Source organism: Algoriphagus taiwanensis (assembly GCF_036245645.1).
Classification (GTDB): Bacteria; Bacteroidota; Bacteroidia; order Cytophagales; family Cyclobacteriaceae; genus Algoriphagus; species Algoriphagus taiwanensis.
This window is the reverse complement of record NZ_BTPE01000001.1, coordinates 35,240-56,002: the sequence shown is the minus strand read 5'-3', so window position 1 is coordinate 56,002 and position 20,763 is coordinate 35,240. Positions and strand designations below refer to the sequence as shown.

General features: G+C 45.0%; 7 protein-coding genes. 6 read left to right on the top strand and 1 reads right to left on the bottom strand.

Features of this window, described 5'->3' with window-relative positions; genetic code table 11:
* Positions 1-33: 33 nt before the first annotated feature.
* On the bottom strand, positions 34-1,131 hold the full coding sequence (locus AAA938_RS00145) for a hypothetical protein (protein ID WP_338226619.1): 1,098 nt from the start codon (positions 1,129-1,131) through the stop codon (positions 34-36).
* 33 nt (positions 1,132-1,164) lie between these two features.
* Between AAA938_RS00145 and AAA938_RS00140 the strand changes: the two genes are divergently transcribed.
* From AAA938_RS00140 to AAA938_RS00115, 6 genes are all read left to right on the top strand, one after another.
* Entirely contained in the window at positions 1,165-1,491 is a 327-nt protein-coding gene (locus AAA938_RS00140; RefSeq protein ID WP_338226618.1) for a 2Fe-2S iron-sulfur cluster-binding protein, read from the top strand.
* 3 nt (positions 1,492-1,494) lie between these two features.
* A complete protein-coding gene (locus AAA938_RS00135; RefSeq protein ID WP_338226617.1) occupies positions 1,495-2,079 on the top strand; it encodes a thymidine kinase in 585 nt (194 codons plus the stop codon).
* Between the two features lie 6 nt (positions 2,080-2,085).
* Positions 2,086-2,775 carry a DNA repair protein RecO gene (gene recO / locus AAA938_RS00130; RefSeq protein ID WP_338226616.1) on the top strand — a complete coding sequence of 230 codons (690 nt, stop codon included), beginning with the start codon at positions 2,086-2,088 and terminating at the stop codon, positions 2,773-2,775.
* A 201-nt stretch (positions 2,776-2,976) separates the two neighbouring features.
* The gene (rho, locus tag AAA938_RS00125; RefSeq protein ID WP_338226615.1) at positions 2,977-4,782 is read left to right on the top strand and encodes a transcription termination factor Rho; all 1,806 of its coding nucleotides are present in this window, start codon (positions 2,977-2,979) and stop codon (positions 4,780-4,782) included.
* A gap of 546 nt (positions 4,783-5,328) precedes the next feature.
* Positions 5,329-18,255 (top strand): PKD-like domain-containing protein, encoded by a 12,927-nt coding sequence (locus AAA938_RS00120; protein ID WP_338226614.1) that lies wholly within the window; start codon positions 5,329-5,331, stop codon positions 18,253-18,255.
* A gap of 260 nt (positions 18,256-18,515) precedes the next feature.
* Positions 18,516-20,699, top strand: coding sequence for a hypothetical protein (locus AAA938_RS00115; protein WP_338226613.1), 2,184 nt, complete (start codon positions 18,516-18,518; stop codon positions 20,697-20,699).
* Positions 20,700-20,763 lie beyond the last annotated feature (64 nt).

Below are 20,763 nucleotides of genomic sequence, written 5' to 3'. Positions count from 1 at the left end.
CAAAAAGCAAAAAATCCGGACTCAAGCCTGAGATTAATCCGGGTACTTTCTGTAAACCAGCATGAGGAATTCGCGCACCGCCTCGGAGTCCGTTTCCCAATCCAATTCGCTCACGTAGCGGGAATTGATCAAATCAATCGCCGAGTCAAAAGACCCTGCCTGATCGATGGACTTGAGGGCATGCTTTAGCAAATCAGCATTTCCGTCAAAAAGCTCCTTGGTGAACATAAATCGCTGATTCAAGGCAAGACTATCGGACAATTCTCCCAAAATGCCTTTCATTCCTTTGTAACTCTGAGCTGAAAAGTGGGACTTCAAAGCCTTAGAATCCAGATTGCCTTTTGCCGCAGGCGAGTGGAATACAGGCTTTGCTGCTTCTTCCACCGCAGCTTTCACCTCTTCCAAAACTTGTTCTTCTTGAACAGGTGCCGGTTCTTCTTCGAGCGGGATTGAATTCAAAATGGGTTCAGGATTGGGCTTCTCCTCTTTTTCAAATGAGGAAGTAGATTCAGTCCCTTTGTACTGATCGGTATCAAAGGGACGAACGTCCCCCAATGTAGCCAAGAGCAGGTTTTCCGATTCCAGATTTTCCCTGATCACTTGGTAGTTGGCTGCGATAGCTTTGGTATAGGATTCTTTATCCTGTCCGAATCCTGCCTTATCGATCAAGAAAATGATGGCCCGGTCATGCCATTTGTAATACTTACGATTCTCTTTGAGGTATTCATTGATTTTCCCGGAAGGAGCCTTTTGGATTTCTGATTGGTAGAAATCCACAGGATAACAAGCCAAATGGATGGCCTGGCTTACCGCCTCCTTGACCAGGGGTTCGAAATGGCTTCTTTCCACCTTGATTCTGCGGGAGAGCACATTCATAAATTGGGTCAAAGCTTCGTGCACGCTGATGTCCCGATAATCAAAAAAAGGATTGGATTTGAGCTTGCCCAATTCCTCCTGCCACAGTTCAAAAAGGCGTTTGATGATGAAAAAATTAACCTGAGTACTATTCGTCAACTGGATGATTTCCTGACCGGAAATGAACTTTCGGTCAGAAAAAAAGCGATCACAGATGATTTGGGCGTATTCTTTGGAATAATTTTCTAAATAATTGCTGTTAATTTGAACTGTCATGGATGGGTCCGGTTTTCAAAATCAAACGTAAAAATGCCCCGAATTATCATTCAAAACCTTGGAAATTTTGTCATTGAATCGGAGCACGGAGATCGTAAAGTTATCGATTTAATTCATGAAAATGGAATTGATTGGATGCATGCCTGCGGGAAAAAAGGCAGATGCACGACCTGCAAAATGATTTTGGTGAAAAATGAAGGAGAGCTCAGTGAACCAACAGATCGGGAACTCTTTTACCGCAACCAAAACCGCCTGAAATCCTTTGAGCGGCTTACCTGCCAAACCCGTATTTTAGAAGGAGAAATACTCATTCGAGTCGCCGAAATCAATAAATTTCCACACCTCACCTACACCGAATAGTCCATGTTTATCGAGCCATCACCCAATACCCGACGACCCGCTGAGCGAAAAGGACAGATCGAAGTGATTTGTGGTTCTATGTTTTCAGGCAAAACAGAAGAGCTGATCCGAAGGCTCAATCGCGCCCGCATTGCCAAGCTCAAAGTAGAAATCTTCAAGCCTTCTATTGACAAGCGGTACCACGAGTCCGACGTAGTCTCTCACAACGAAAACAGCATCCGGTCCACTCCTGTCCAATTTGCCGGAGATATCCTGCTACTTGCCGGGGACTGCGATGTGGTGGGGATAGATGAGGCGCAGTTTTTTGATTCTGAACTCGTCCGGATTGCTCAGGTCCTCGCCAATCAGGGGAAGCGAGTCATTTTGGCTGGATTGGATATGGATTTTGAAGGGAAGCCCTTTGAACCCATGCCTCAGCTGATGGCCATAGCCGAATACGTGACCAAAGTGCACGCGATCTGCATGAAATGTGGGGATTTGGCGGCTTTTTCACTGAGGCTCACCACCAGCATGGATAAGGTAGTCCTCGGAGAAAAAGAGAGCTACGAAGCCCGGTGCAGAAAATGCTTTTTGGAGGATAAAAAGTAAATCCCCATGATCAAAAAGACCTCGGGCATTGTATTGAGCTATATCCGATACAAGGAGACCAGCATCATCGTGAAAATATTCACCAGAGAACTCGGCCTGAAGTCTTACCTGATCAATGGCGTTCGGTCACAGGGTAAAAGCAGTAAAATGGCACTTTACCAGCCCCTCACCGTATTGGACCTGGTAGTGTATGACAAAGAAAATGCAGGATTGCAAAGAGTATCAGAAGCAAAAATCCAATTTCCCCTGCAGATGATTCCTTTCGATTTTCAGCGCACCGGAATTGCGCTTTTTATGACCGAAGTGATCAACAGAAGCATTTATGAAAATTACCAGAATGAGTATCTATTTGATTTTATAGAGGAAAGCATTCGGACTTTGGATCAAAAGGATACTTTTCTCGCCCATTTTCCCTTGGTCTTTTTACTGGAAAAAGCGAAGTACCTCGGCTTTGGTCCCGAAGAAGCCACGCTTTACTTTGAAGAATCCCGACAGCAGCCTTTTTCTTCGGAAGAGAAGAGAGAAGCCTATGATTTCATCAATAACCTACTCGGAGAAGGCTATTCCTGCCCCTTAAAAATCAATGCACCCCTAAGGAGAAAATTGTTGGATTTCCTTTTGGGATATTACAGCGAGCATCTGGACAATCCCAGCCCTTTTAAATCCCTCGCCGTGCTTAGACAGGTCTTATCCTGATTCTTTTAGGAAAAAAAGGGAATCCCAATTCAAAAAATTTGTTAAATCCATTGCTTGGACTTATTATTGCGCTATCACCGTGTATGAACAAGTCAGCCCACTTTGACTTGAGCTTTTCCTGCAGACCTTTTTTGCTCAGAAAATCATCCACGATTCCAATTACCACATCATACAAGATTTTATTTATTTCATACCCTCTTTATGTACAACATAGAAGAACTCCGAATCAGGCTTTTATCTGAATTGAAGGAGATTGCTGAGGAACTTGGGGTCAAAAATTTCAAAAACCTCAAAAAAGACGACCTAGTCTACGCCATCCTCGACCAGCAAGCCATCACCCCAGAGCAGGCACTCCCCAAGAAAAAGCCCTCCATCGTCGAAACCCAAGCGGAAGACGAAAAAAAGAAACCTGAATCCGCAGCCCCTGCATCCTCTACCCCACCCTCTGATGCAGCAGATTTCAAACCGAAATTCAAAAGACAAAACGTGACTGAAGCCCCTGCGGCTCCAGCTCCTTCTGAAAAAGCAGAAGCTCCGAAAGAAGAAAAGGCCAGCGCTGAAGCAAAACCCAAGCGTGAACCAGCACCTAAACCGGAGAAAAAAGAAGCTCCCAAAGCAGAAAAACCGGAGGCTGATTCAAGCAATACCGAAGAGCCCAAGACTTTCAGACCAAGGAGAAGGGTTTTTGAAGAAGTAGATGTCAACGCGAAGGTTTCGGAAGAAACGCAAGCCAATACCTCCTCAGAAGAAAACTCCAATGGTCCAAAGCAGGAAGCTGAAATAGAGCTTCCCAAGAGAAAGAACTTCAAATCTCACGACGAAGTGATGATGCCGGCTGCAGAGACGGTTCAAAATTCCAATAGAAAGAAACCTTTTGTAAGCCCAAGAGAATTTGACGGGGTCATCGAGAATGAAGGCGTATTGGAAATCATGCCTGAAGGCTATGGATTCCTTCGCTCACTGGATTACAACTATTTGGCCTCTCCGGATGATATCTATGTATCTCCAAGCCAAATCAAACTTTTTGGATTGAAAACCGGAGACCATATCAAAGGCTCCATCCGTCCTCCCAAAGAAGGAGAAAAATACTTTGCCCTGCTCAAATTGGGCACAGTAAACGGAAAAACCACCGACGAAATCAGAGATCGGGTACCTTTTGAATATCTGACTCCTCTCTTCCCTGAAGAACGATTAAACCTGTCCACCAAGCCGGATGGCTATTCCACCCGAATCTTGGATCTCTTTGCTCCTATCGGTAAGGGACAGCGGGGTATGATTGTGGCACAGCCAAAAACAGGTAAAACTGTCCTATTGCAGCAGATTGCCAATGCCATCACCAAAAACCATCCGGAAGTACACCTGATGATCCTTTTGATCGACGAACGTCCGGAAGAAGTGACCGACATGGCGCGTTCCGTACGGGCGGAAGTGATCTCCTCCACCTTTGATGAGCAGGCTGACCGACATGTGAAAGTAGCCAATATCGTTTTGGAAAAAGCCAAGCGGATGGTAGAAGTAGGGCACGACGTGGTGATCCTTCTGGATTCCATCACCCGACTTGCGCGTGCACACAATACGGTGGTACCTAGCTCAGGAAAGATCCTCTCCGGGGGTGTGGATGCCAATGCCCTACACAAGCCTAAGCGCTTCTTTGGTGCTGCCCGAAATGTGGAAAACGGAGGGTCATTGACCATCATCGCCACTGCCTTGGTAGAAACCGGTTCCAAAATGGACGAGGTAATCTTCGAAGAATTCAAAGGAACAGGCAACATGGAATTGGCCTTGGACAGAAAGTTGGCCAACCGAAGAATCTACCCTGCCATCGATGTGCTCGGTTCGGGTACTCGAAGAGAAGACTTGCTGATGGACAAGGAAGAAATGCAGCGCGTATGGATTCTCCGTAAGCTGATGAGCGATATGAACTCACAGGAGTCCATGGAGTTCCTACTCAACCGTATGAAAGGAACCCGGGATAATGCTGAGTTTTTGATCAGTATGAATGGGTAAAGATGTCCGATGTTAGATGTCGGATGACCGATACCACGGCTTCGCTCTGCATAAGTGTATTGTTATAAAAAATGAAACCGGCTCCAAAGAGTCGGTTTTTTTTGTTGAAGTGGGTTTTTCTTGGATTTTTTGAGTATTTAATTTTTTCGGAAAATCCACAAGAAAATGGACTTCAAATTATCCTTTATGCTTTGTTTATTAAGTGTTTGGTAATTAATGATTTGATAAATATTTTTCGCTCCTTTTGTAAGCTTGATAACCATCTTACTTGCAAAAGGAAATAGGATGCCATTGTATAAACAATTCTTTTAGAATAAATAAGTAATTTCAATCTAAATTATGGTTCAATGACAGGGCATCGGAATAAGATCCATAGTCAAAAATATATTTGCGGATTTGGGATGAAAAGAGGGAAGGATTCTGAAAAAACGAAAAAATCTTCAATTCATTCTGGAAGACTTCTAATTTTCAGAGATTTATGACAAATGTCAGCATATATAAAAAGTATTTTTTTGTATGTTTGTGACAGAAAAGTGCTTACGAAACTTGAATAACCTTTTTGGGAAAATATTTCAGATCCAGCTGATAGCTTGGATTCTGAGCGGACTTTCGAGCCATTTCCTTCAGGAAAGAAGGAAAGGGGAAACTTTTTTCAAAATCCCAAAACCATTCCTCCAGATTTTAGCCCAATTAACCCTGGTTTTTGGCTTGCTTTTGCTTGGGGGAGTGGGAGAAGTGTGGGGACAGATAGCCTTAAGGGGCTCTACCACTAATACCATAGCAAACAACTCCAATCCTGCAAACCTAACACTTACAATAGATAAACCTACCGGACTGGCTGTTGGCGATCTTATGATCGCGACCATTGGCCAAAGTGATAATGATAGTGACAACTTAAATACTGCAATCGTTGCATCTGGTTGGACTATTATTGACAGTAGACTGATCGGTTCAAATGGAAATAACAGATGGTGGGGGACAGTTTTGTACAAGGTTGCTACTGCCGCTGATGTAGCCGCTGCAAACTTTTCATTTACTGGGGACCCTGATGCAGAAAGTATGGTAGGGGGTATTACGGCATTTTCAGGTGTTGATCCTACAAATCCCTTTTTCGGGACTTTTAATAATATAAATACTAGAAGCGACGATGAAGTTAGGGCAACTGGTATAAATAGCGTACCTGCCGGCTACGGAGTTGTTATGCTTGGCATCATTGGCGATAATGTGAATTTTTCAAATTGGCGAACAACAAATCCTAATTCCCTATCACAAGTAATGTATGAAAGGTCGAGTAGTGGTGCAGATTTGGCTGTAGGAGCTGCTTGGAATTTAAAACCTACATCAGGGAATACTGGTCTAGGTCGTGCTGATTTATCAAATGATGAATTTAGTGGGGGGCTTCTTTTGGCTCTTCGTCCTTGTTCAACTACTGTAAATCCAGGACCTGCTTTAGCAGCTATCTGCCAAGGCGGAACCTCAGCTCCTTTGGGAGGAAGTATTGGAGGATCCGCCACCGGAGGAGTTTGGTCTGATGGCGGCATTGGAGGGACCTTCATTCCCAATGCCACCTCACTGAATGCAACTTGGACTCCTCCAGCTAACTACTTTGGAACGGCTACCCTTACCTTGACCACAACCGGGGGAGGTTGTACTGTTTCTGATTCAAAAACCATAGTAGTCAACCAGAATCCTTCGCTAACAGTCGGTGCACCTTTACCTGACATTTGCGAGGGGGAATCAACCGTGGGCCTGGGAGGCTTAGTTTTTGGTGGGGCTACTGGCGGAATTTGGTCTGATGGAGGACTTAACGGTACATTCAATCCGGCTCCCACCGTTCTCAACGCAACTTGGACACCTCCTGCAGGCTATAGCGGAACTGCCACCCTGACCCTAACTACCACCGGAGGATCATGCGGTTCAGTTTCTGGAACGAAAACCATTACGGTACTTCCGGGTGCAACCGCAAACCCGGGTGTAGCATTGGCACCAATTTGCCAAGGTCAAACCTCAGCTCCTATGGGAGGCAGCATCGGTGGTGTAGCCACTTCAGGAACTTGGTCTGGCGGATCAGGAACTTGGACCAATGCCAATAATCCGGCAACGGCTACCTACACTGCAGCCCCTGGAGAATCCGGATTAATCACCCTAACCTTAACAACGACCGGAGGGACTTGTGGTGCTACCACCGTTTCAAAAACTATTCTGGTCAATGCACTCCCTCAAGCCAACGCAGGTCCTGCTTTGTCTGGAATTTGCCAAGGTCAAACTACTACGGCTATGGGCGGGTCTGTTTCTGGATCTGTATCAGGAGGAATCTGGAGTGGAGGATCAGGCACTTGGAACAATCCCACCGATCCAGCCAATGCCACCTATACGGCAGGTGCATCCGAATCAGGGACAATAACCTTAACATTAACCACCGTGGGTGGTACATGTGGAGTAGCCATAGCCACAAAAACAATCACCATTACTACCAGTCCCACAGCCAATGCAGGAGGAGCTTTGGCAGAAATCTGTGATGGAGACACCTCCGCTCCTATGGGAGGTAGTATCGGTGGTGCTGCCACAAGCGGAACCTGGACCAATCTGAATGGAAGCGGAACCTGGACCAATGCAAATAACCCGGCCACAGCAACCTACACCGCAGGTCCAAACGATAGTGCGTTAGGCCTTATCACTTTACAACTTACTGCTAGTGGGGGTTCCTGCAGTCCTGCAGTAGTCACTAAAACTATACAAGTAAATCCCGGTAAAACAGTAACCCCTGTTACCACAGAGACTGTTTGCTTTTTCACCGGAAACGTCAACCTTACTCACAGTACCACGGGAGTAACAGGGCTAGGTACAATCAGCAATCTGCCGACTGGGGTCAATGCAACATTTAATCCCGGTACGGGAGAGATTGAAATCACCGGCAATCCTACGGAGCTGGGAACTTTTAATTATAGCATAGAATTATTGGGCACTTGTGGAGTTGCTTCAGCGACTGGGACTATCGTGGTAGAGGATTGTGGTTGTGTGGAGACCTTGGATTTCGCTACCAATCCTTCTGGCATTTGGGTTGTTCCGGTTGGAGTTACGGAAATCATTGTCGAAGGCTGGGGAGGCGGAGGAAGGGGAGGCAGAAGAACTTCTACCGGTTCTCAACGTGGAGGCGGCGGAGGTGGCGGTGGCTATTCCAGATCAATTCTTACTGTAAACCCTGGAGACACATTTAGCTATGCCGTTGGCTCGGGGGGAAATAATACTACTATAAATGGTGGGAATACTACCTTTGGAACAGATTTACTCGCTCGAGGTGGTACTGGAGTTGGAAATAATTTCACGGGAGGTGCAGGAGGTGCTGTAGGTACAGGCAATGACGTCACTTATGCTGGTGGAAATGGAGGTACTGCAACTACATCAGGTAGTGGGGGTGGTGGATCTTCAGGTTATGCCAATTCAAATGGTGATAATGGAGGCGTAATCACTCCCGGAACTGTCCCAGGAGGAATTGAAGGAGGAAATGGAGGTGCTGGAACCAATTCTACGGATACTAATGGTCAACCCGGTCAAGCTCCAGGAGGTGGAGGCGGTGGATCCAGATGGAATGGTTCGGCCTCAGTTGAAGGGGGTGAAGGGGGTGCCGGTAGAATTAAGATATCATACACTCTTACCGCCGGACTCGTAAATGGACCAAATTTCATTTGTATAGGAGGAAACACCACCTTTACCTCTACCATGGCAGGGGGAGTATGGTCCTCGGCAGACCCTACTATTGCTACCGTAAATCCTGCAACAGGTGAGATAACCGGGATTAGTGCAGGAGCAGCGACCATCCGATATACCATAACAGGTTGTTCCGTAGCCACTTCCTCAAGAACGGTCTTTGTTAATGCCCCCATCAGCCCCGGGACCCTTAGCGGAAATCAGGACATCTGTATCGGAGGTGATACCCAGCTTTTATCTACTACCGCATTTGGCACTTGGTCTTCGTCAAATCCAGCCATTGCTACTGTTTCCAGTACGGGATTGGTGACGGGAATTTCTGCAGGAACCGTGGATATTTTCTACAGACTTCCAGCCAGTGGGGGCTGTCCTGCTCCGGAAACAAGTATCAGCATCACCGTGACTGCACCACCTGATGCAGGAACCTTGAGTGGAATTCAGGAAGTCTGTGAAGGCAGTACCCGGACTTTCTCATCCACTACTTCCGGAGGTGTTTGGTCATCGGGGAATCCAACAGTAGCCACAGTTGACCCTTCTACAGGAATTGTGACAGGTGTTTCAGCAGGTTCTGCCCTTATCACCTACACTGTTGCAGGCTCTGGGGGATGTCCGGATGACTTTGAAACCCGATCCATCACGGTAACTCCTTTGGCAGATGCAGGGACTTTAAGTGGGGCTAATGAGCTCTGCGTCGGAGAAAGTACGGTCTTCAGTTCCACCTCCCTTGGAGGAACGTGGACTTCGAGCAATCCAGCTGTTGCCTCGATAAACAGTTCCACAGGAGCAGTCACTGCGATTTCTAGTGGTACCACCACCATTACCTACACAGTAGCTGGGTCAGGTAGCTGCGCAGATGATTTTGCAACCACCAATCTGACGGTTAATGCCCTGCCCACCCCTACCTTCACTGCCCAACCTACAGGTGTGGTATGTATAGGAGAAGAGGTAACCTATACCACTCAAGTGGGACAAGTCAATTACGATTGGCAGATTTCCGGTATTTCAGGAACCGATTATACCATTACCTCCGGAGGAACCTCCACAGATAATTCTCTAACCCTAACTTGGTTAACTCAGGGGACAAAACAGGTATTCCTTAGCTATTCCAATTCCAACGGATGTTCGGCTGCTGCATTTATCAGTAGTTCTGTTTCGGTCAGCCCTCTTCCAGTACCGGTATTCTTGATTGAGCCTTTGGATGATTTATGTATCGGTGATGCAGTAACCTATACAACCAGGTCAGGACAAACAAACTACAATTGGAGTATTCCTGGAGTTCAAGGAACCGATTTCAATATTATATCAGGAGGATTAAGTACAAATTCGATTTCCGTTGAATGGTTGACGGCAGGTTCAAAAACTGTTACAGTTAACTTTGAAAATTCTAACGGATGTGCGGGAACAACTCCGGCCTCCAATACCATTGATGTAAATCCGTTACCAGTTCCTACCTTCATTACTGCACCAACTGATCCCGTATGTATTGGAGCAGAAGTCACTTATACCACACAGTCTGATCCGGATATTTCTGACTATGACTGGACATATTCCGGTAATGAAGGGGTTGATTACAACATTATTTCTGAGGGTGGAAATACGGTGACAATTGTCTGGTTGACTGATGGACAAAAGACCGTTTCTGTCAATTATGAAAACTCAAACGGTTGTTCTGGTGCATCTCCGGCACTTAGCATTATCAATCTGGATCCGCTTCCAGTTCCTGCCTTTACTGCCGAGCCTTCCAATCCGACTTGTATTGGGGATGAAGTAACCTATACCACCGCACCGGGTCAATCCAACTATATCTGGACAGTTTCTGGAGTCTCTGGAACAGACTATAATATTACCGGAGGAAGTACCGGAACTGGTAGCAATACGGTCACTATTGAATGGCTGACCGCCGGAGATAAGACTGTGACGGTTGGCTATACTAATCCCAATGGTTGTGTAAGTGCTACAACAGCTTCCAATACAATCACTCTCGCTCCTCTTCCCGTACCTACCTTTACGGCTGAGCCTTTAGACCCTGTCTGTATTGGAGAAGAGGTAACCTACACTACAGAGTCAGGTCAATCCAATTACCTCTGGACTTTATCCGGCACACAAGGGGTTGATTATACCATTACCGCCGGTGGAGTGGGCACAGGAAGCAATACGGTAACTGTTCAGTGGCTGACTGTTGGAGCAAAAACCGTAACTGTAAACTATACCGATGCAAACGGATGTACAGGTATCGCACCAGCTACAAATACGATAAATCTGGATCCACTTCCTTCCCCAAGCTTTACAGTAGAACCATCCAACCCGGTTTGTCTCAATGATGCTGTGACCTACACCACCCAAGGCGGTCAATCGGATTATATTTGGAATATCCCAGGTGCTGAAGGAGTTGATTACACAATTACGGGTGGTGGAGTTGGAACGGGAAGCAATACCGTCACCATTCAATGGCTAAGTTCCGGTAGCAAAACCGTAACCGTAAACTATACAGATGGTAATGGATGCGCTGTACCTAGCCCTGCCTCTAATACGATTGAGGTAAGTATATACACATCCATCTTCACACAGATAGACAATACCAATGTACTCGAATGCTTTGGAGATGGTTTCGACCCATTGTTTGTGGAGGCAACTGGATCAAATTTATCCTACCAATGGTATAAGAATACTACTGGAGTTATTGATACTTCAGTAGATACACCAGTCGGAACAAATTCTAATACCTACACCCCTCCTTCTACACCTGTAGGTACCTCGTATTACTATGTAGTTGTTTCTGGAGATTGCGGCACTGAAACTTCTGCCATTTCAGGTGTACGTATTGTGGATCCTTCGGGCACGCTTATAACAGAAGATCCTGATGTCTTAGATGAAACGATTTGTTTTGGAGGATCTTTCTCTCAAGAATTGGATGTGGCCGCCTTAGGGGATGGAGGAAGTGCTGTAACGTATCAATGGTATCAAAATACAACCCCGGATAACACTGGAGGGGTCATGCTTTCAGGAGAAACAAGCCCGACCATGTTCACCCCTCCTTCTGATGCAAGTGTGGCAGATGGGTTACCAAGATATTACTATGCAACTGCGTCAAGTAGCTGCGGTACGGTTCCTACTGCAATATCCGGCGCGTTTATAGTTAATCCATTGACATCTATTGATTCAGAGGATCTTACAGGCGAGACAATCTGTGATGGGCAAGGTCCTTTTAGTCCAATTTCCGTAAGCGCCTCTGGAACTGGCACCTTGTCTTATCAATGGTATACCAACACGACAGGGGTAATCAATACAGGGGTGGATACCCAAGTCGGTACTGATTCTGACACATTTACTCCTCCATCCAACTTGGCGGATGGTACTTCCAGGTACTACTATGTAGTTGTTTCAAGTTCGGGAGGATGTGGTCCGGATCAAACCTCTAGTATTTCAGGAGCATTTGTGGTCAATGAATTGCCAGTTCCGACTTTGACTCCTACTCCTGTAGGTGAAATTTGCGTTGGATCCTCAATTACCTACGCCACTGAGGCTGGACAGTCTAATTATGTCTGGACAGTACCGGGTACCCTTGGAACTGATTATACAATTACAGCAGGAGGTATTGGAGCAACAGATCATACGGTAACCTTGACCTGGTTGACTTCTGGAACCAAGGATGTATCCATAAACTACAACAACTCAAATAATTGTGCAGCAGCCAATGCTACTGTCAATTCTACTATAGTAAATGCTCTTCCAGTACCAGTCTTTACGACAGCTCCACCTGCCCAAGTCTGTGTCGGCACTACCGTAACCTACACCACGGCAGAAAATCAAAGTAATTATGTTTGGAATATTCCTGGTGTTGCAGGTACCGATTATACTATCACATCAGGAGGTATTGGATCTACAAATAACTCGGTTACTCTTACTTGGCTCACTAGTGGTACCAAACAAGTTTCGATCAATTATACCAATGCTAACAATTGTACCGCAGCGACTGCAACCGTCAATTCGACAATAGTAAATGCATTACCAACACCAACCTTTACAGCACCTATTGTTTCTCAAGTTTGCGTGGGTGCTCCTATTACCTATACTACTCAACCCGGCCAAACTAACTATGCCTGGACAATATCGGGTGTTGCAGGAACTGACTACACCATTACATCAGGTGGAATCGGAGCATCCAGCAATACGGTAACGCTAAGATGGTTGACAGCAGGCACAAAAAATGTCTCAGTCAATTACAGAAACGCGAATAATTGTTCGGCAGCGGCAGCAGTGGTTAATTCCACCACTGTAAATGCGCTACCTACACCAACTTTCATAGCTCCTCCACCTTCGGAGGTTTGTGTTGGCACTTCAGTCACCTACACTACCCAATCAGGCCAATCCAATTATGTATGGACTATTCCCGGCACTGCAGGAACTGATTATACGATTACAGGTGGAAGCATTGCAACCACAAGCAATGAGGTAACGCTTACTTGGTTAACAGCAGGTACAAAGAATGTATCTATCAATTATACCAATGCTTCAAATTGTACAGCTGTAGCTGCAGTGGTTAATTCTACAATTGTCAATGCACTTCCAACTCCGGCCTTCACTTCTTCTATACCTGCAGAAGTTTGTGTTGGAACATCTGTAACTTATACTACCCAATCAGGTCAGGACAATTATAGTTGGACGGTTCCGGGAACTGCCGGAACTGATTATACGATTACTTCCGGAGGTATAGGTCAGTTTGATAACTCAGTAACCTTAACCTGGTTGACCCAAGGCAGTAAAGTGGTCTCAGTAAACTACAGCAACTCGAATAACTGTTCGGCTGCTTCTGCTGTGTCCAATACGATAAATATAAACGCACTTCCTGTACCTACATTTATTGCTGCTCCTACAGCTGACCTATGTGTAGGCGCTCCAGTCACCTATTCTACCCAACCAGGGCAATCCAACTATATTTGGACAATCCCAGGCGTAGCTGGAACCGATTACACAATTACTGCAGGAGGTATCGGAACTACCGCCCCTGAAGTAACGCTAATCTGGTTAACTAGCGGTACCAAAAATGTCTCGGTGAATTATAGTAATGGTGGAGGATGTACAGCGGCAGCAGCAATTACCAATTCTACAGATGTCAATGTAACACCAGTGATCAATGACATCAATGGGACCATTATCTGTAGTGGGGATACATTTACAGTTACTCCACTGAATGGAACCAATGGTTCAGTTCCTGCCGGAACGACTTACACTTGGGCTGTATCGCCGAATGGAAATGTGACTGGAGAATCTAATGTTGGAACACCTCAAGCCAATATTTCCCAGACTTTGACCAATACCTCACTGGTAGATCAAACAGTAACTTATACTGTTACCCCTATCACACCGGACGGTTGTATTGGCAATACGTTCGAAGTAGATGTTTTGGTAAGACCAATGCCAACTGTTAATCCTATTTCCAATCAGGATATCGGTTGTTCCGGGCAGTCTACTTCTGCTGTGAATTTTACCGGAAATGGTGTTGCTGGGGTAGTCTACAACTGGACTAACAGTCATCCATCCATTGGATTGGCTGCATCTGGTACTGGAAATATTCCGGCATTTACAGCAGAGAATCCAGGACCCGGACCAATCACTGCAACCATTACTGTGACCCCGTCAGTGAATGGTTGTCCAGGTCCATCACAATCATTCACTATTACTGTTGATCCTACCCCTGTTATTACCCTACAGGCAGATTATTGTGCAGTTGATGGAAGCGTACTTTTGGTAGCCAGTTCCAATGTAACAGGAACAACCTGGCTGTGGAGTACAGGGGAAACTACCAACTCAATTCTTGTCGATATCGCAGGCTCGTATTCTGTGACAGCCACCTCCCCTGATGGCTGTACAAGTACATCTTCAATTAGTATTGCTGAGGAATTAATTGTGGATGGTTCTTTTACCAACTTTGATCCTGCTAATCCAAGTTTCTTTACAGAGTACACTCAAAATCAGGCCTATTATGTTAATGGAAATCCTGCGACAGGTCTATGGCCTGAAGGTTATTATGCCGTAAACGTAAATGCTAATGGAAGCACCACAACAACGCCTCAAGGTTACCATACAAACTTTTTTGGACGAGATCATACAAATAATGCCACAGGTCCTCGAAACTTCATGATGGTGAATGGAGGAGCGCTTATAGGTAGCCCTCTTCGACAGCCCGTAATCTGGAGACAAGAAGTAGCAGTGGAACAATTTACTGAATACTATTTTTCTGCATGGGCAATGAACTTGAATCCGGCTTCCAATGCTAGACTTCAATTTAAAATCAATGGTCAATTGGTTGGAACCGTACTGGATTTATCAACAGCGCCTGAACCTACCAGTCAAGCACAAGTCGGATTGGATAACTGGAGAGAATTTAGGTCAAATCCTAGCTGGAGTTCAGGAACCGCAACCACAGCCATTATTGAGATTGTTAACTTAAATACGGCTCTTGGGGGTAATGATTTTGCACTGGATGATATTTCCTTTGGCACCCTTTCTCCATTTATCAGATTAACCTCTGCCGTAGGAACAGATGACAGTCAGGTGGTATGCGAAGATTCTCCAATCGTAGATATTGAATACGCAGTGGGGGGTGGATTGGATGGACCATTGGTGACTGGACTACCTCCTGGTCTTACTCCGATTTGGAATGGGGTGAATTTGAGGATTAGCGGTTCTCCAACTACACCTGGTGAATACACCTATGAGGTCTTCACCACAGGTTCTTGCCAGCAGGTAAGAGTGGAAGGTTTGATTATTGTAAGAGACGTACCTGATATCAGCACAATCGCCAGTGATCAGACAGTCTGCGAAGGTGATACACCATCTCCTATTATCGGAAATGTATATGCTCCTCAAGATCCGGGAGCGGTCATTACCTATCGATGGGAAATGAACACCAACCTTTCTACTCCAAACTGGGTTGACGTTCCTGGCAATCCTTCCGGAGCTGATTTCGCTCCACCTGTACTAGCAGAGACAACCCAATACAGAAGGTATGCTATATCCACCGTCGGCAGTAATTTCTGTGAAGGACCTCCTTCTGATCCTGTAACCATAACCCTCCAAAGTGAACCTGTTGCAGGTACTATTGCAGCCAATCAAACGATCTGTTCGGGTGATGATCCAGCTGCGTTTACAAGCACTGCATCCGGTTCCGGAGATGGAACCATCAGTTACATCTGGCAATATAGAAATTCGTCCAATCCATCATGGACATCTATTCCTGGAGCCACAGGTGCTACGTATGATTCTCCAGCCTTGACAGAAACGACTGAATTCCAAAGAATAACGGTATCTACCTTAAATGGGGTAGACTGTCAGTCAGACCCAACTCCAGCTGTCGTAGTCACGGTGACTCCAGAAAATACTGTAACGCCAGTCAATCCTGATCCGGAATTATGTTTGAATACTGTGGTTCCGATTACACTTATCCACAGGACGACTGGTGCCACAGGAATAGCCAATGATGGAGTAGCAGGAGCAAACGGCCTACCTCTTGGAATAAGCGCGGCCTTTAATTCTTCAACTGGTGATATCACCATCTCAGGGACTCCAACTGAAGTAGGTACATTTAATTACAGCATTCCATTGACAGGTGGTTGTGGATCGGTAAGTGCCACAGGAACCATCACTGTGGATGACCCATCTTATCCTATTTCGAACATAGAGGTGGTCAATCCTCCATCAGGCTCCACTCCTCCTTATGTTTCGACATTTACAGTATATGGTCCTGACCTAGTACCAGGAGATTACGAAATAAACTATAGTACTAGCGGAGCAAATGCAATTGCAGATCAAACCATTACTGTAACGGTGACCACTCCTGGCCAGTTTACTTTCCAATCCTTACCTTATTCAAATGAGGGTACAACCATACTTACTATAAATACCATAGAAGGAGTGGCTGACCAATGTCCATTCTCTGTACCTGCAAACAATACCGCACCTTTTGGAATCAATTGCAGCACAGAATACTTGGCTTCGGATGGAGATGCTGTTTACTCAGTGGGTGCCGGTGTGAGTGAGGTGACCATTCAAGTATTCGGAGATGGAACCGGCGGAAACACAGCTACCCAAACTGTATCTGTTGTCCCCGGTGAGCTCATCTTTATTGTTTTCAGTGGCACAGACGTTTTTGCAACGCAAGTTCCAGCCACAGAACCTATCGGTGACAGACTAGCCCAAGCCATAGTTAGTACAACAGGGCCAAATGGAAGATTGGTCTTTACCTACGATTGCCCTGATCCATCGCCTTGTACTGGTACCGGAGATGTTTATCAATACACCGATTCTGAAGGCTATACAGTCATTCGAATTACCGGAGATTGCTCTTCTTGGACATGGAATGCGCCTGATGGATTGGATGAATTCGAAGTATTAGTCGTCGGTGGCGGCGGTGGAGGAGGTTTTGGAGATGCAGCCGGAGGCGGTGGCGGTGGAGCTGTAGTTTATCAGCACTACACAGGCATTACCATGAATGGAGCCCCTGGCCTACAGGGAGCTGCATTCCAAGTTCTACCAGGTGGTCAAGGGCTTGGCTCAACCAATGTCAATCAGCAGGGAGGAGATGGTAGTGGCTCTACGTTCACAGGCCCTGGATTTACCTATGCTGGAGGAAATACATTCAATGATCTAAGTGCTGCCGGTGGGGGCGGCGGTGGATCTTCCAGCTCTAATTCTGCAGATCGTACCGGTGCAGATGGTGCATCTGGAGGTGGCGGAGCTGCTTTTGGCAGCAATGGCTCCTCAGGAGGGGTAGCAAGCAATGGAAATAATGGCGGTGTGGCCATGGGTCAAAGCTATGGTGGTTCGGGTGCAGGTGGCGGCGGGGCTGCTGCCGGAGGAGTCAACGGGTCCGGAAATGCTTCTTTGATGACTGCAGGAAGCGGAGGAAACGGTGTGATGCAAAGTATATCAGGAGAGGATGTTTATTATGGAGCAGGAGGAGGAGGTACATCCTATGGAGGAACAGTCAACGAACCCGGTATGGGCGGTAGTACTTATACCGGAACTGGAGGTACTACATTCTACGCTGGAGGAAGAGGCAATAATACCGGTGTGGGCTTGCCTGCCACCACCTATGGTTCTGGCGGAGGTGCCGGCAGGACTGGAGGAAGCAATGGATTCCAAGGTGTGGTTTATATCCGCTATCCAAACTTCCGAATCCTTCCTTTGGAGTATCTGTACTTCGATGCCAAATACAATTCCTTCATGCGATCCGGTGACCTCACTTGGGCTACTGCCAAAGAATGGGAGAATGACCGTTTTGAAGTTGAACGATCAGTCCATGACGTTAATTCTTGGGAAAAAATAGGTGAAGTGGCAGGGGCTGGATATTCTGACAAGCCTTCAGAATATGTTTATCAAGATAAAAATCTTCCTGTAGCCGGTGGAAATATATTCTATAGATTAAAGCAAGTTGATTTTGATGGAGATTCTACCTACAGCGATACCAAGGCAATTCAAGTAGACCCTCTCCCTGGAATTACCTATTGGAGGGTCTTCCCTAACCCAACTACCGGTGACCCAATCAACCTCGAAATGTTGGATACGGGGGCTTATAACGACGAGGAAATCACAGTTAGAGTAATCTCTGCTACGGGCTATTTTGATATTTTGAAAGGAGAAAACACAAGAGAATTAAGCCGAAGACTAGCAGATATTCTCCGAATAAAAGCTGCAGGAGTCTACACGCTTGAAATCAGCTGGGGAGCAAATAGAGAATACCATAAAGTGATTTTGAAAAGGTAAAAAATGAATTTCATGTAAAAAATTTCAATTTTTCTTTGTTTAGGAATTACTAAAAAGCTGGCTTAAAACGGGCCAGCTTTTACTTTTTTTATAAAATCAAAACGGATTTTTTTCTGATTCCCTAAAAAAGCTTGAAAATTTCAATTAAGCAATTTCTCAATTTGCTGTATATGCTTCAAAATGGGCATTTTTGCCCGAACCAAAAGCTATCTAATTCGATTTATCCTTCGTAAATAGAAGAATTTGGTAAGGAGGTGACTTTGAAAAATACTCTAGGTGTAGTACATATTTTTATTTGGTTTATTGGAATTGCGGCATTTCTTACTCCTAACTATATTTTTGGACAATGCACATCTTGTGATGTTACAATTTTCAATAATGGAGCAACTCCAACTATTAATGATGGAGACGTAGTATGCATTAACTTCAGTAGGACAAATCCGATAAACCTTCAGAATAGAAATAACCTCACCATTTGTATCCCCTCAGGAAGAACATTCAGCGGGGGATTCTCTAATTACAATCCTTCAAATTTGATTAGGATCAATGTCTTTGGCACATATAGAGGAGGCCTGACATTGAACAATAATAACAGCGAATTCAATGTGTTCTCCGGCGGAACATATAATAATTCTGGGACATTGACAGTCCAACGTGGGAGTGTTTTTAATGAAGGAAATATATCCAGGCCGATTATCCTTGAAAACACAAGTACTTTTTTGAACCGAGGTTTAAGTACTGGAAATCTCACACTTAGAGATAATTCTGAAATGACGAATGAAGGCGACATAGACATTGGTAGCCTTATCCTTCAAGATAGTCCAACAATTTTCAACAGACCAACTGCAACTCTAGAGGTAAATAATTCTGTAACTTTTCGGGGAAATATTATAAATGAAGGAAATATCCTTATTGATGGTAATGCCAATATTCAAAATGGTGCAAACTTCACTGTATTGAATAGTGGAATCTTGGATGTAGAGGATAACATAAACATTCGATCAGGGGGTACACTCTCCACAAGCAATCCTTTGAATCAAAGTCCACCTTCAAGAATCTTAGCCCGAACCTTGACTCTTGAAAATAACGGCACAGGCCACAGCTTATCCGTTGGAGAAAACACAAATATCGAGCTTTCTAGAGATTTAATTATAGATGGTCCATTTCCTGTATCGGTTGAAGGAGAACTGAATATCGGAAGGGATATGGAAATCAGAAATAATGGAGGAGGAAATCCTACTCGATTAACTATTTCAGGGGAGGGTGTAGTTTCTGTTTCTCGAGACCTGATCTCAAGTAGAAGAATTGAATTAAATGATGAAGCTTCCTTATCTGTAGGCCGTGATTTCACCACATTAAATAATGGAAGTGTTTTGGATAATAATCTAACGCTCAATGGCAATTCTTCTTTCCTGGTTTCTGGGGATACTGAAATAAACCGTCCCATCAATGCCAATGGATCTTCAACCGTGATTCTTAATGGAGATTTGGAAATAAATAATGTAGGAGGTGCAGGATTAAACTTCAATGATGATTCATTTTTAAGTGTTTCTGGTGAAACAGACGTAAGAGGACCAATTATTTTTTCTGATAATTCAGTAGCAGATTTTTTTGATGACATCAACCTTTTTAATGTTGGAAACTCCAGAATAGAGGTTTATAACAACGCGGATATATTGTTGATGGCAGATTTATCCGTTCCGGCGAATGGGGCAACAGTCATTGTAAGGGATGCCGGTCAGTTTGTTATTTGTGACGCAAGAGCTCCCAGTGGAACAGTTGAAGGATCATTTCCCCCTTCCTCACGGTGGGGTTCTACCATTGACCCCTCCCCTGCTTACTATGGAGGCTGTCGTATCCTTCCTGTTGAATTTCTCTCTTTCTCAGCAACTTACCAGCTTTCAAGCCGTTCCTCCATTCTGAATTGGGCTACTGCAAAGGAATGGGAAAATTCCCATTTTGAAATTGAAAGGGCAATCCATTCCATCCGGTCTTGGGAAAAAATAGGAACAATTAACGGGCAAGGGTATTCCGACTCCCCTGTCTCTTATTCTTTTGAAGATTCACGATTGCCTGCTTCAGGTGGTACCATCTTCTATCGTCTGAAGCAAATTGACTTCGATGGAGATGTCACATACAGCGATACGAAAGCTATTCGAGTAGAACCCTTGCCGAGTAGCACATCCTGGAAAGTATATCCCAACCCCAGCACCGGCGATCATATCAATCTGGAAATGCTGGATATGGGAGTTTATAAGGATGAATTAATCCAAGTTCGGGTAATTTCATCCACAAGTCAGTTTGATCTCATTCAAGGTGAAAATCCTAGGGATCTGAGTTCTCAACTTGCAGACATTCTCCGAAACAAACCACCCGGAGTCTATACGCTTGAAATAAGCTGGGGAGCCAATCGGGAATACCATAAAGTTATCCTTAAGAGATAAGTGAATTTTTTCTGAAAAAAATTAAGACCGAAGTTGATTATTCGGTCTTTTTTTTATTTTTGAA

What these genes read in the sequence shown, in the direction of transcription:
- AAA938_RS00145 (WP_338226619.1), bottom strand. Translation starts at nt 1,131, where the DNA reads ATGACAGTTCAAATTAACAGCAATTATTTAGAAAATTATTCCAAAGAA.
- recO (WP_338226616.1), top strand. Translation starts at nt 2,086, where the DNA reads ATGATCAAAAAGACCTCGGGCATTGTATTGAGCTATATCCGATACAAG.
- rho (WP_338226615.1), top strand. Translation starts at nt 2,977, where the DNA reads ATGTACAACATAGAAGAACTCCGAATCAGGCTTTTATCTGAATTGAAG.
- AAA938_RS00135 (WP_338226617.1), top strand. Translation starts at nt 1,495, where the DNA reads ATGTTTATCGAGCCATCACCCAATACCCGACGACCCGCTGAGCGAAAA.
- AAA938_RS00140 (WP_338226618.1), top strand. Translation starts at nt 1,165, where the DNA reads ATGCCCCGAATTATCATTCAAAACCTTGGAAATTTTGTCATTGAATCG.